This is a genomic window from Actinomyces sp. oral taxon 170 str. F0386 (assembly GCF_000195595.1).
Lineage (GTDB): Bacteria > Actinomycetota > Actinomycetes > Actinomycetales > Actinomycetaceae > Actinomyces.
In genome coordinates, this window is record NZ_GL882540.1 from 55,140 (window position 1) to 68,603 (window position 13,464).

Annotated in this window: 10 protein-coding genes; 3 read left to right on the top strand and 7 right to left on the bottom strand. The window is 66.7% G+C overall.

What is annotated here, in order from left to right:
• Nucleotides 1-96 precede the first annotated feature (96 nt).
• Nucleotides 97-357, top strand: coding sequence for a glucose PTS transporter subunit EIIB (locus tag HMPREF9056_RS07695; protein WP_087942229.1), 261 nt, complete (start codon nt 97-99; stop codon nt 355-357).
• Nucleotides 358-820: 463 nt separating this feature from the next.
• Nucleotides 821-3,040: a 4-alpha-glucanotransferase gene (malQ, locus tag HMPREF9056_RS07700; protein WP_009404075.1), complete on the top strand. Its 2,220-nt coding sequence runs from the start codon at nt 821-823 to the stop codon at nt 3,038-3,040.
• Between the two features lie 98 nt (nt 3,041-3,138).
• On the opposite strand, the gene HMPREF9056_RS07705 is transcribed toward malQ, so the two are convergent.
• The 3 genes from HMPREF9056_RS07705 to HMPREF9056_RS07715 all read right to left on the bottom strand — a co-directional run bounded on the left by HMPREF9056_RS07705 (nt 3,139) and on the right by HMPREF9056_RS07715 (nt 4,784).
• The gene (locus HMPREF9056_RS07705) at nt 3,139-3,600 is read right to left on the bottom strand and encodes a PTS glucose transporter subunit IIA (RefSeq protein WP_009404076.1); all 462 of its coding nucleotides are present in this window, start codon (nt 3,598-3,600) and stop codon (nt 3,139-3,141) included.
• On the bottom strand, nt 3,597-3,827 hold the full coding sequence (locus tag HMPREF9056_RS07710) for a glucose PTS transporter subunit EIIB (protein ID WP_009404078.1): 231 nt from the start codon (nt 3,825-3,827) through the stop codon (nt 3,597-3,599). The genes HMPREF9056_RS07705 and HMPREF9056_RS07710 overlap by 4 nt, the downstream gene beginning before the upstream one ends.
• Nucleotides 3,828-4,034: 207 nt before the next feature.
• Nucleotides 4,035-4,784, bottom strand: a complete 750-nt coding sequence (locus HMPREF9056_RS07715; RefSeq protein WP_009404080.1) for a GntR family transcriptional regulator — start codon at nt 4,782-4,784, stop codon at nt 4,035-4,037.
• A 257-nt stretch (nt 4,785-5,041) separates the two neighbouring features.
• Here HMPREF9056_RS07715 and HMPREF9056_RS07720 point away from each other — a divergent pair, with 257 nt between their 5' ends.
• Nucleotides 5,042-6,490: a PTS transporter subunit EIIC gene (locus HMPREF9056_RS07720; protein WP_034514294.1), complete on the top strand. Its 1,449-nt coding sequence runs from the start codon at nt 5,042-5,044 to the stop codon at nt 6,488-6,490.
• A 45-nt stretch (nt 6,491-6,535) separates the two neighbouring features.
• Here the strand turns inward: HMPREF9056_RS07720 and pepN are convergent, their stop codons facing one another.
• The 4 genes from pepN to HMPREF9056_RS07740 all read right to left on the bottom strand — a co-directional run bounded on the left by pepN (nt 6,536) and on the right by HMPREF9056_RS07740 (nt 13,313).
• Nucleotides 6,536-9,133: an aminopeptidase N gene (gene pepN / locus HMPREF9056_RS07725; protein ID WP_009404083.1), complete on the bottom strand. Its 2,598-nt coding sequence runs from the start codon at nt 9,131-9,133 to the stop codon at nt 6,536-6,538.
• A gap of 192 nt (nt 9,134-9,325) precedes the next feature.
• Nucleotides 9,326-10,885 carry an LPXTG cell wall anchor domain-containing protein gene (locus HMPREF9056_RS07730; protein ID WP_034514252.1) on the bottom strand — a complete coding sequence of 520 codons (1,560 nt, stop codon included), beginning with the start codon at nt 10,883-10,885 and terminating at the stop codon, nt 9,326-9,328.
• Nucleotides 10,886-11,107: 222 nt separating this feature from the next.
• Nucleotides 11,108-12,187 carry an LCP family protein gene (locus HMPREF9056_RS07735; protein ID WP_009404085.1) on the bottom strand — a complete coding sequence of 360 codons (1,080 nt, stop codon included), beginning with the start codon at nt 12,185-12,187 and terminating at the stop codon, nt 11,108-11,110.
• 157 nt (nt 12,188-12,344) lie between these two features.
• Nucleotides 12,345-13,313 carry an LPXTG cell wall anchor domain-containing protein gene (locus HMPREF9056_RS07740; protein ID WP_009404087.1) on the bottom strand — a complete coding sequence of 323 codons (969 nt, stop codon included), beginning with the start codon at nt 13,311-13,313 and terminating at the stop codon, nt 12,345-12,347.
• Between the last annotated feature and the right edge of the window lie 151 nt (nt 13,314-13,464).

The following is a 13,464-nucleotide window of genomic DNA, read 5'->3' on the forward strand; positions in this document are numbered from 1 at the left end:
GCCGGGCTCCTTCGCCGCGAACGGCGTGGAGGTGGGATAAAGTGATCGTGACCACGAGGACCCCAGCTGCCCGACCGACCGCATGACAGACGGGAACTGCGTGAGGACGGGAACCCAGAAGGAGTAGCCATGAGCACTGCATCAGACATCGTCGCCGGTCTCGGCGGCCAGGAGAACATCACCGACCTTGAGCCTTGCATCACGCGTCTGCGCGTGGAGGTCGCCGACCAGGCGAAGGTCGATGAGGAGGCGCTGCGGGCGGCCGGTGCCTTCGGCGTGGTGCGTTCCGGACGCGTCGTCCAGGTTGTCGTCGGCCCGACGGCGGACACCCTCGCCTCAGAGATCGCATCCCTCTGACGCCGCCCCGCCCTCGGGCGCTCAGCAGGTCGCTCGGCCCCAGCACCCACGTGCTTGGGGCCGAGCCCTGCTTCTGGGCGACTGATCGACGATGACGGGGTGAGGTTCCGGGGTGTGGACGCCTGGCGGGAAAAGGGAGGAACAGAGCGGAGCGCTATCTCGCCGATCGTTTCACCGGCCTCCCAACCGACTGTGCGGTCCTGACCGCATGCCGCCGATGCTCACCATCCGTGTCGGCTCCGTCCCCGGGTATCAGCAGTAGAACAGTTGCAGCAAAACGTCAGCGGACACGGTGCGGCAGGGTGCACAACCGTCAGCCGCTAGGGCACACTTGGGCACTGCTAGCCCTCCTGGCGCCCGCGTCCCGCTCCGACCCACCATTCCCTCAGGGCCGACGGCGGAGCGCAGCGCCGCTTCACGGCGCACCACCGCACATCTGCTCACGCAAGGCTGACCCACGCACATGAACGAGTTCAACGACGACCAGCGACCTGCTTCTGAGAGCCTCAAGCACCTTGCTGAGGCGCATGGTGTCTCCACCGAGTACTGGGACTACCATGGCAACCTCGCCTCGCCCTCACGTGCCACCCTCAAGGCCGTGCTCACCGCGCTCGGCGTGAGCGCCCGCACCGATGAGGAGATCGAGCGCTCCCTGCGGGATGTCGAGGACGCTCCGTGGCGGCAGACGCTCGCCCCCACCGTTGTCACGCGCGGTGGCGTGGAGTCCACTGTGCCCGTCTACGTTCCCGACGGCGCCAGGGTGCGGGTGCGCGTCGAGCTCGAGGGCGGTGAGGTCCGTGAGCTCACGCAGACCGAGGACTGGACTGTTCCCCGAGAGGTCGACGGGATCAGGCGCGGCCGAGCCTCCTTCATCCTGGGGGCCGACCTGCCGCTGGGCTGGCACCGACTCATCGCCGAGGTCAGTCCTGGCTCCGACTCCACCGACCAGGAGGCGCTCCAGGGCGCGCACGCCGCCCCGCCGGCCAACGGCGAGGCCGAGACGGTGACAGTGACCTCCGCTCTGGCCGTCACCCCCAACCATCTCGATCTGCCCACGACCCTGGGGGAGCGCGGCTGGGGCGTCATGACCCAGCTGTACTCGATCCGCTCACGAGGCTCCTGGGGGACCGGCGACACCGACGACCTCACCGAACTCGCCTCCTTCCTGGGAGACCAGGGCGCAGACTTCCTGCTCATCAATCCGCTGCACGCCGCTGAGCCCGTGGCGCCGATGACTCCCTCGCCCTACCTGCCGGTGACGCGTCGCTTCGTCAACCCCCTCTACATCCGGCCTGAGAACATCCCCGAGGTGGCCCGACTGTCCGGCCCCAAGCGCTCGCTGGTGCAGTGGGCCTTCGAGGAGGTCAAGGACAGCGACCTGAGCACCGAGCCGATCGACCGTGACGTGGTGTGGAAGGCCAAGCGCGAGGCCCTCGAGGTCATCTTCGCCGCCGGCCGCTCCTACTCCCGTCAGCGCGACTTCGAACGGTTCCGCGCTGAGCAGGGCGAGGGGCTGGAGCGTTTCGCTTTGTGGAGCGCCTTGGTGGAGAAGCACGGCCCCCTGGAGACGTGGCCGGCTACCCTGCGCGAGGCGGACTCGGCCTATGTGGCCAATGAGGCGCACCAGCTGGCCGAGCGCATCGACTTCTTCGCCTGGCTGCAGTGGATCGTCGACGAGCAGCTGGCCCGCGCCCAGGCCGAGGCTTTGGCCTCGGGAATGGCCCTGGGCATCATGGACGATCTCGCCGTGGGCGTGCACTCGCAGGGCGCGGACGTGTGGTCCAACCCGGAGGCCTTCGCCTCCGGAGTCACGGTGGGCGCACCGCCGGACATGTACAACCAGCAGGGTCAGAACTGGTCCCAGCCGCCGTGGAACCCCGAGTACCTGGCACGCAGCGCCTATGCCCCTCTGCGTGACATGGTGAGGACGGTGCTGCGTCACGCCGGCGCTCTGCGCGTGGACCACGTCATCGGCCTGTTCCGACTGTGGTGGATCCCCGAGGGCATGGGCGCCGACCACGGCGCCTACGTGCGCTACGACCACGAGGCCATGCTCGGCGTCGTCCTCCTGGAGGCCTACCGGGCCGGCGCCGTCGTCATCGGCGAGGATCTGGGAACCGTGGAGCCCTGGGCCCGCGACTACCTGGCCAGTCGAGGTGTGCTGGGGACCAGTGTGCTGTGGTTCGAGAAGCAGCACGACGGCTGGCCCCTCCAGCCCCAGGACTACCGCCACCTGGCCCTGTCCACGGTCAACACCCACGACCTCCCCCCGACCGCCGGTTACCTCGCCGACGAGCACGTCGAGCTGCGCGAACGTCTCGGCCTGCTCACTGAACCCGTTGAGCAGGTGCGTACCGAGGCCCGTATCGAGCGTGACCGCATGACCGCCCGGCTGCGCGAGCACGGTCTGCTGGGGGACGCCCCCACCGAGCGTCAGGTGGTGGAGGCCCTGCACCGCTACGTGGTGCGCACTCCCTCGGTCCTGGTCGGCATCGCGCTGGTCGACGGCGTGGGGGAGCGTCGCGCCCAGAACCAGCCCGGGACTGACCAGGAGTACCCCAACTGGAGGATCCCCCTGGCTGACGGTGCGGGTGAGGTCGTCCTGGTCGACGACCTGCCCGAGAACGCCCGCCTGGGCAGCCTTCTGGAGGTCGTGCGTCAGGAGATGACGTCACAGGACTGAGCCGGTCGATGGCCGGCACCAGATCGATGATGCGTTGTGGTCCCCGCCGTCAGTCAGACGGCGGGGACCACAACGTGTCTGAAGGCGGAGTGGATGCCTTACGCCCAGGTCATAAGCGTGCCGCCGGCTGCAACCCTCTGGCCCGAACGGGGTGGCTTCAGCATGGAGTCATCGCCCTCCAGGGCGATGACAGGGACGATCGGGTTGAGACCCTGGGCCTCGATCTGAGCGGGGGACCAGGTGATGACGGGCTGGCCCGCCTCGACTGTCTGGCCCTCAGCGGCCAGGAGAGTGAAGCCGTTGCCTCCCAGGCTCACGGTGTCCAGGCCCAGGTGGACCAGGAAGCTGCGGCCGTCGTCATGGGTGATGACATAGGCATGGGGGTGGATCTTCGAGACGGTGCCGCTGATCGGTGCCAGGGCGCTGACGTTGTCTCCGGCAGCGCGGTCTGGGATGACTGCCACTCCCGGACCGACGATCCGGCCGGAGAAGACGGGATCGGGAACATCGTCGAGACCAACGACGACGCCGGTCACCGGGGACTGGACGGTCAGGCTCACCGCAGGTCCTCGATGTCCTCCGCGATCGTGTCGGCGTTGGGGCCGACGACGACCTGCACGATCTCACCGAGTTTGACCACCCCGTGTGCGCCCGCGACCTTGAGAGCGGGCTCGTCCACGAGCGAGCCGTCCTCGAGCTCGCAGCGCAGGCGGGTGATGCAGGGCTCGATCTCGACGATGTTGTCGAATCCTCCGAGGGCGTCGACGATGCTCTGTGCCTGGGACATGGGTTCCTCCTGGGTCTGCCCGGGTATCTGCCGGGCTCGGGTGGGTGGTGCCGGGATGCGTGGTCAGGGCATGGGGGAGACAGGATGTAGGAGAGAGGAGGCGCTGTCAGGTGCGGCCTCTTCGCCGGTACCGGACTATTGGTCCATACCAGTAGACCATGGTACAGGTCGTTCCGGGTGTGTCCAGCGCCAATCGGTAACTGTTTCTCAAGGCTGCGGGCGAGCTGGGCGGAAGGCCGGTTTGGGGGCGGCCACCGGGACCCAGAGGGTGTAGCGGTCGGCGCGGAACAGGGTGTGAGAGTAGTCGATGGCGCAGTGCTCGTGGAAGGTGCGTCGAGTGATATCCAGGGTGGGGGCGTTCTCCTGGACGGACAGCAGGGCGGCCTCCTGAGGTGTGGCCGCATGAGCCTCGATCATGTCCTCCCCCCATTGCGGTGTCAGGCCTGCCTGGGTCAGCTCGGCGTAGACCGAGAAGCTCGGGCTGGTGCGCAGCAGGTCGGGAAGGAGTGCAGCGGGGAGCCAGTTCTCCTCGATGGCCATCGGGATCGCGTTGGCGGTCAGCAGGCGGCGCAGGTGGTGGACCTCGGCCTCCGCCTCCAGCTCGAGCGCCTCCGCGACGGTCTCGTCAGCAGGAATGGTCTCGGCCTGCAGCATGACGACGCCGGGCTCCATCCCTCGACGTTGCATCTCCTGGGTGAAGGAGGTCAGTCGAACCTGGAGGTCGAGCTTCGGAGGTGACACGAATGTCCCTCTGCCCTGATGGCGTTCCAGGACCCCGTCGACGACGAGGGTGTCGATGGCCTGCCGCACGGTCATGCGGGAGACCTCGAACTGCTCGCACAGCTCGCGCTCGGAGGGGACCGGAGAGCCACTGGCGAGCCCGTTTCTGACGAGTTCGAGCAGGTGATTGCGCACGATGACGTACTTCGCCGGTCTCTTGCCTGGATTCTTGGGCATAGGGCTTCCCCTGGTTGACAATGGGTGGAGGCGGCCGGAGAAACGACCCGGTCGCGACCATTGTTTCCGCTCCGTCGCGTCGACGCATTACATTATGACCGAAGAGCGCACCGAGTGCTTGACATTGAAGGGTCTATCGGTTTTTCTGGTTGTACTGGTCCAGACGTGTTCGGCGTCGATCCGCCTGGACCGCCGCCGTCACAGTGACGAGCTCTGACGCAGCAGTGCTGCTGCTTGATCCTGAACTGGAGAACATCATGTCAGACAAGAAGAAGACGGGTGGTGCCTTCGCCCTTGCCCAGCGGCTAGGACGATCCCTGATGCTGCCCATCGCCACACTACCTGCGGCGGGGCTGCTGGTGCGCTTGGGGCAGGCGGACATGCTGGGGGCCGAGGGACTCGCCAGGAACCTGTCATGGATGCAGCCCGTCGCAGATATCTTCGCTGCGGCCGGCGGGGCGGTCTTCGACAACCTGCCCCTCATTTTCGCCGTCGGCGTCGCCGTGGGCTTCGCCAAGAAGGCCGACGGCTCCACCGGGGTGGCAGCCCTCTTCGGCTACCTCATCTTCCGTGCGGTCACCTGGATCATGTCTCCCATCGTCATGGGCAAGCCCGAGCCCCTGAACCAGGAGACCCTCGACTGCCTACACGGTTTCGATCCGGCCAAGGGAGAGATCACCCAGGTCGGTCCTTGGAACCAGGGCGTCACGATCTGCGACATCCCCACCCAGACGCCCATCAACTACGGGGTCCTGGGCGGCATCGTCATCGGCGTCGTTGCCGCCCTGCTCTGGCAGCGCTACTACCGCATCAAGCTGCCCGACTGGTTGGCCTTCTTCGGGGGACGCCGCTTCGTCCCGATCATCACTTCCGGTGCGGCACTCGTCATCGCTCTGGTCATGTCGGCTCTCTACCCGGCCTTCAACTGGCTCATCAACGAGCAGCTCGGTGGCTGGCTCATGGATGCCGGAAACTCCAAAGGCTTCGCCGGCGCCCTGGCGGTCTTCGTCTTCGGCACCGTCAACCGGCTGCTCATTCCCTTCGGCCTGCACCACCTGCTCAACTCCGTGCCCTGGTTCCAGCTCGGATCCTGTCAGACGGCGTCGGGGGGTACCGCCCACGGCGACATCACCTGCTTCTTCCAGGGCGTGGACGGCTCGAACTCGTGGACCGGAAGCTTCATGACCGGCTTCTTCCCGATCATGATGTTCGCCCTGCCCGCCGCCGCACTGGCCATCTGGCGCACGGCCAAGCCTGCCAAGCGCAAGGCGACCGGCGCCCTCATGATCTCAGTGGCACTAACCGCCTTCATCACCGGCATCACCGAGCCCCTCGAGTACGCCTTCGCCTACGTGGCCTTCCCGATCTACGCCATCCACGCGGTGCTGACCGGATCCTCCCTGGCGATCGCCAACCTTCTGGGTATCAAGGACGGCTTCGCCTTCTCCGCCGGAGGGATCGACTACCTGCTCAACTTCGGCAAGTCCTCCGAGCTCTCCGGAGGGGTGCTCCAGGGCCCGGTGATGATCGTCATCATGGGGCTGATCTACGCCGTCATCTACTACTTCCTCTTCCGGTTCCTCATCATCAGGTTCAACTTCAAGACCCCGGGCCGCGAGGACGACGACGCCGACTCCTTCGCGGCAGCACAAGCCGCTGCCGCCAAGTCCACGGGTAAGAAGTCCGAGGAGTCGCATCAGAGCTGACCGGCTCGTTCCCTTCGTCCTGCCTTGTGCGGTGGCCCGATGCGGCTACTGGTTGTCCGCACTCTCAGCGGCTTGGGCCCTGGCCACCCGCAGGGTGTCATCCAGGTTCTCTCGCACAATCCGTCGCAGCGCGGCCGGCGCCTCGGCATGGGACTCCAACCACCCCTTCAGGGCGGTGGCCGGGTCCGAGCCGTCCAGTCCCACCGTGCAGCAGGACCACAGCCCCGTCAGCAGGTTCTCCGCCATGTGGAAGGTGCGCGAGGACCACACGGAGTCAATGGCCTCCACGTACGAGCTCACGAAGGGCACCAGCAGCTCCGGCCGGCGCTCGACGCTGGTCAGACCGCGCAGCACGCGAACCTGGGTCTCATTGGGCATGGAGGCGTCGTCGACGAGCGCTCGCCATGTGGCCGCCTTCGCCTCGGGCGTCGGAACGGCGGCACGGGCCTCGGCGGCTCGCTCACGGCCCGTGGTCGTGCGGTCCTGAGCCTCCTCGGCGCGAATCTGCTCCTCACCGTAACGATCAGCTGCTACCAGAGCGGTCAGCAGGTCCCAACGCAGGTCCTGATCGACGTCGAGGCCGTCTAGCACCGCGGAGCCCTCCAGGAGACCGGTGACGACGTCGAGCTGCTCACCGGTGACGGCGTGAGCAGCCAGGGCCCGCACCAGCTGAAGCTGCTTGTCGCTACCGGCCTGAGCCGCCCGAACCAGTGTCAGCAGCTGGTCGGCCGTTTCCTGAGCAAGATCGTGACGAACAGCCGGGGGCAGGAAGCCGGACAGGCACGTGGCGACACGCCCCAGGAGCCCCTGGATGACCGAGGAGTGCTCCTCCACGCCCAGCGCTGGCAGCGCCGCCTTGAGGAAGCGGGAGGCGGCGAGCTCGCCGTCGCGCGTCATGTCCCAGGCCGATGCCAGGACGATCGAGCGTGGCAGGGACTCGGTGAAGGCGTCGATGTGGGCGAGCCCCTGAGCGAGAGAGTCCTCGTCGAGACGGATCTTGGCGTAGGTGAGGTCGTCGTCGTTGAGGACCAGGACATCGGCCCGCTTCGTGCCGACCAGCTCAGGGACAGGTGTCAGCTCACCGTCGACATCGAGCTCGATGCGGTCGGTGCGCTCCAGGCGAGTATCGGTGCCCTGACCGGTCAGGCTGTAGCAGCCGATCGCCACCCGGTGCGGGCGCAGGGAGGCCGGTGAGTCGGCCGGGATCTCCTGGCGGACGGCTGCCTGGGTGATGACGCCGTCGGCGTCGGTGGCGACCTGCATGCGCAGGGTCGTCACCCCCGCCTCCTGAAGCCACAGCCGGGTCCAGGTGCTCAGATCTCGGCCGGAGACCGTCTCCAGCTCTCTGAGCAGGTCGGCCAGCTCGGCATTGGCATAGGCGTGTGCTGCCAGATAGCGCTGGATACCGGCGAAAAAGTTGTCCCTGCCCACATAGCCCACGAGCGCGGCCAGGACGGAGGCTCCCTTGGCGTAGGTGATGCCGTCGAAGTTCACCTCGACGTCATGGAGGTCGTTGATCTCCGCGGCCACGGGGTGGGTGGAGCTGAGCTGGTCCTGGTTGTAGGCCCATCCCTTCTCCAGGGTCTGGAAGGTGGTCCATGCCTGGCTCCACCGGGTGATCTCGGCAGTGGCCAGGGTGGAGGCGAACTCGGCGAAGGATTCGTTGAGCCACAGGTCATTCCACCAGGTCATGGTCACCATGTCGCCGAACCACATGTGGGCCAGCTCGTGCAGGATGGTCACGGCCCGTCGCTCGACGCGAGCCTCAACGGGGCGGGACCGGAAGATGTAGTCGTCGCGGTGGGTGACGCAGCCGGCGTTCTCCATCGCCCCGGCGTTGAACTCGGGAACGAAGATCTGGTCGTACTTGGTGAAGGCGTAGTGGGTTGCGAACAGGTTCTCGTAGTAGGCGAAGCCACGCTTGGTCAGGTCCAGGATCTCCGCGGAGTCCATGTGCTCGGCCAGGCTCTTGCGGCAGTAGACGCCTAGAGGCACGGTGCGCCCGTCGCTCGCCACATACTCATCGATGGCTCCCACGTAGGGGCCGGCGACGATGGCCGTGACGTAGGAGCTCATCGGCTCTGTGGGTGCGAAGGCGAAGGTGTGGGTGTCATCCGAGCCGTCGGAGTCCTCAGTGGGAGTCGGCTCGGGCGTGGGGGAGTTGGACAGCACCGTCCAGTTCGACGGAGTGGTGACGGTGAAGGTGAAGGATGCCTTGAGGTCCGGCTGCTCGAAGACGGCGAAGACGCGCCGGGAGTCGGGTACCTCGAACTGGCTGTAGAGGTAGGTCTCGCCGTCGGCCGGGTCGGTGAAGCGGTGCAGTCCCTCCCCGGTGTGCATGTAGGCGCAGTCGGCGACGACGACCAGCTCGTTGTCGGCGGCCAGCTCCGTCAGGGTGATGCGGGAGTCCGCATAGATCTCAGCGGGGTCGAGGGCGCGCCCGTTGAGGGAGATGGAGTGGACGACGGGGGCGATCAGGTCGATGAAGGTGGAGGAGCCCGGCGTGGACGTGAACCGTACGGTCGTTGATGATCCGAAGACCGTCTCTCCGCGTGTGAGATCGAGGGTGACGTCGTAAGTCTGGGGGTGTACCGTCGCACTGCGATCGGCGGCCTCGAGACGAGTCAGGTTCTGACCGGGCATAAGAGGAACTCCTGTATGAGAGGGAAACGTGGCTCATGGGGCGCCGGGCGATTGTCTCATCTTCCTGTCTCAGGTGGCGCGCGCCCGGGGCGCACGACAACGTCGCCGGGGAGACAACACATCATGTGTCATCTCCCCGGCGACGGAGGCAGTTCCCGGCGATCCAGGAACGTGGAGGACTCGGCTCCTCGCTCAGGCCTTGTTGCGGCGACGCAGGAACAAGGCACCTCCACCGATGGCCATGAGGGCTGCGGCGATACCTCCGAAGATCAGGCCATTGGCACCGGTCTGAGCCAGTGGGCCTCTACCGCTGGTCCTTGTCTCCCCGGCGGCCCTTGTGTCGGAGGAAGACTCCTTCGCACCCGAGCTCACGCTCTTGTCACCCTCGGTCCGGTTGTTGGCCTGCTGGTCGGTTGCGGCCTTGTTGTCCTTGCCCTTACCCCCGTTGTTGTCGCGGTCGCCGTTGTCATGGTCGCCGTTGTCGCGGTCGCCGTTGGCCTGCTGCTCGGCCGCGGCCTTGTTGTCCTTGCCACCGGCCTGGTTGTTACCGCCGTTGTCGCGGTCGCCGTTGTCGCGGTCGCCGTTGGCCTGCTGCTCGGCCGCGGCCTTGTTGTCCTTGCCACCGGCCTGGTTGTTACCGCCGTTGTCGCGGTCGCCGTTGTCATGGTCGCCGTTGTCGCGGTCGCCGTTGGCCTGCTGCTCGGCCGCGGCCTTGTTGTCCTTGCCACCGGCCTGGTTGTTACCGCCGCCGTTGGCCTGGGTCTCTCCGCCACCGTTGTTGGCGCCGCTGTTGCGCTCGGTGTTCTCGGAGGAGTCACCGTTGGCCTTGTTGCCGCCGCCGTTGGCCTGGGTCTCCCCACCGCCGTTGTTCTCGGTGGCCCCGCCCTCGGTCGTGGCGCGCTCGGAGGCCTCCACGGTGAAGGTGTGGTTGGAAACCGTGGTCACGGTCTGGCTGGTGGCCGTCTCGCTGTGGTGGGAGCCGGTGAGAACCAGCAGGTACTCCCCGTTGGCCGCGTCGGTGGGCGCGGGCAGGTTGCCCTGGAGGTTGCCGTTGGCGTCGACCGTCAGCTCCCCGAGGGTGTAGTAGATGCTGGAGTCGTTCTTGTTCTTGATGAGAACGGTGACCTTCTCGCTGGCGTAGAAGCCCTGAGCGTTGAAGGTGAAGGTCTGACCCTGACCCTCCGTGCGGGCGGAGACCTCGTAGGAGCCGCTGATGCGCGTGTCGTCGAAGTAGATCTGAGTCTGCTGCTGAGTCGTCACCTGGGTCATCTCGGTCTTGCCGCCGTAAGTCATGCATCCGGCGCCGATGGTCCAGCCGTCGGTGGCGGTGGAGGTGGAGGTGCCGATGGACTTGATGAGCGTTGCCAGGTCGAGGTCGGCGGACCAGCTGCCGTCCGAGGCGGCCTCGGTCTTGACGACGTCGGAGGCGGTGCCGTCCGGGGAGTACAGCGCAATGCCGACGGCGGCCTGCTGCCCCGTGCACCCGGTTCCGGAGACCGTGAAGGACGTGTTCGTGCTGGCGGAGACGAAGGTCTTCTCCTGAGTGATCTTGAAGCTGCTGCCAGAGGTGGTCTCGCTGGAGCCGCTCGGGGTGGTCTTGGGGGAGCTGCTAGGGCTCGGGGTGCTCGGGCTGCTGGAGCTGCTCGGGCTGTTCCGGTTGGAGTCGTTGGCGAGGGCCGGGGAAGCGATGAGCGAGGCTCCGGTCATTGCAGCTACTGCGCTCGCTGCTGCCAGGGGACGTCCAAGACGCATGTGTCCTCCTAGGTCTACGGGAAACGTTGGTTGCCGGCGATCCGATTCTTCACCGACTCGTTATCTACCGTAACGAGGAATGGGGCCAAGGCGTAGGTATACGATGTGAGACCGAACACTTCCGCGGGTGTCCTCGCTCACGTGACAAAGACGGCGATTGGCGGAGAAGCCCCGAAAACGCTGAGATGTTGCGGAACTCTCGTCGTCTCTGCGACGAGGACCTCAGGAGTCTGCCGGGTGGCAGGTCTTGGGAGTATAGCCATACTTCGCCAGCAGATCGCGAGTCTCCTGGTTGGATGAGACGATGATGGAATCGTCACGAGGCCCCGTCGGAAGGTCGATGAGTGTGGCGGAATCGGTCTTTTTGGCCTTCGTCGCGCTGCGTCCCAGCGAGGCCAGGTCTCCGAGCCCGGTTCCAGAGTCCAGGGTGATGTTGCCGGCCACGGTGTGCGCCAGCTGGTGAAGTGAGAGAGGATTGCTGGCCTTCTGGCCGACGGCCGACAGGACCGCTCGCATCACCGTGGCAGTGGACTCGCTGCGACGTTGGGCACCGTCGGCCTCGTTCATGGCCACCCAGGCACCGTCACGCAGGATCTCCGGGTGCCGGGATCGGACGAGGGCCAGAGCATCGACTCCCGTGAGCCTGTGGTGACCGGCGGAGGTGAGGTTCAGGCCGGTATAGGCGTCTCGAACGGGCTCGGGGACATCCACCTCGATACCGCCCAGGGAGTCGATGATGTCGGCGAACTGCGCCATGTCGATGGTCAGCAGGTGGGTGGTGGGGATTCCTAGGCCGGTGCACAAGGCATTGACTGTGTTCTGCGGTCCGGGAACGTAGGTGGTGGCCAGACGGTCCAGCTCCATGCCCTTGCTGTTGATGGTGAGGTCTCGGGGCAGGTTGATGACCGTGAGTCCCGCCTTCGAGGGGCGCACCAGGGCGATGACGTCGGCGCGTGACCCCTCTACCTCCTGGGTGGTTCCGTAGCGGTTCTGGTCTCCCGGCACGGTGGCGCGTGAGTCGGTTCCCAGGATCAGCCAGGTCTCGCCCGCGGCCGATGATGACGTGGAGGGCATGGCGATGTCGACGTGTGCGGGGCGGTGAGCCAGGACGGCCACGTCCGCCCCTACGGCGAGGGCGACCGTCACCGCCGTGACGCCCAGGGCGACGGTGATTCTTTGACGCATCGACCAGTGCCTCGGGCCTCGACGGCGCTGCCGGGGGGCGTTATCGGTGGCATCTCCGGTGCTCTCGGGCGTGATGGGGACGTCTGCTCTGTGCTCGTCGCGGGAGGTGTAGTCCATGGTCGTGGTGTCATCCCCGGGGTGTTGTGGTGTCAGGCGTGGTCGTCTGTGCGCCGCGTGGTTCCCACGGATGGCACACAAGTTCGCCGGGGAGACGGCGCGTTGCGGCGCTGTCTCCCCGGCGGGAAGTGTTCCCAGTCATGCTGGGAGGGCGCTGTCAGGCCTTGCGGCGACGCAGGAACAGGGCGCCTCCGCCGATGGCCACGAGGGCCGCGGCGATGCCGCCGAAGAGCAGGCCGTTGGAACCGGTCTGGGCCAGCGGCTTGTTGGAGGAGTTGGACGCGGCCTGGGTGGCGCCGGTGCTGGCAGGAACGTTCACGCTGTTGCTGTTGTTAGCGGGAGCCGCCGGGGCGGTGGTGGCTCCGCCGTCGTCACCGCCGATGCCGTTGCCGGTGTCGTCAGCGAGCCTGAAGACGCCGCCCTCGACGACGATGACGCCGTGGCCCGTGCCGCCCTCGCCATAGCGGTTGCCCTCGAGGTTCAGTACGTACTGGCCGTCGGGCACGCCGGCGGGAGTGGGCAGCGAGCCCTGCAGCGCGCCGTTGGCGTCAGCGGGCAGCTTGCCGACGGGGTAGCTGGCGGAGGGGTCGTCCTTGCCGACGAGGGTGACGGTGACCTCCTCGTTGGGGGAGAAGCCGGTGCCCTTGATCTCGAGGGTCTGGGCGCCGTTCTCATCGGTGACGACCCGGTAGGTGCCCTCTACGTCGGTGTTGTCGAAGGCGATGACCTCCTGGGCCTGCTGGTCCTGCTGCTCACCGTAGACGAGGCAGGCTGCGCCGATGGACCAGCCGTCGGCCGAGCCGTCGGTCTTGGCCTCGACACCGGTCGACTGGACCAGCTCGGGAATGTTCAGGGTGGTGGTCCAGCTGCCATCCTCACCGGGGGTGGTCTTCACGATGGAGGACATGGTGCCGTCGGGAGCGAAGAGGGCGACGCCAACAGTCGCGTCCGTGCCGGTGCAACCGGTTCCGGCCACCGAGAAGGCGGTGTCCGAGGGGTTGACGATGTTGTGCTGGTCGTCGGCGAACTTGATGGCGCCGTCGGCCAGGGCCGGGGAGGCGGCAAGGGAGGCGCCGATGGCGGCTGCCATCACGCTCGCGGCGGCCAGGGGGCGTCCAAGACGCATGAGTACTCCTAGGTTAATGGGAATAGGTGGCAACCGGTGAGCCGGGGTGTCACCGCGTTGTTACCTACCTTAGCGTTCAATGGGGGAAGGGGCCAACGTTTTCCGTGAATGAGGTGTCTGCCTCAGTATTAACCGATCGTTATTCCTCTCG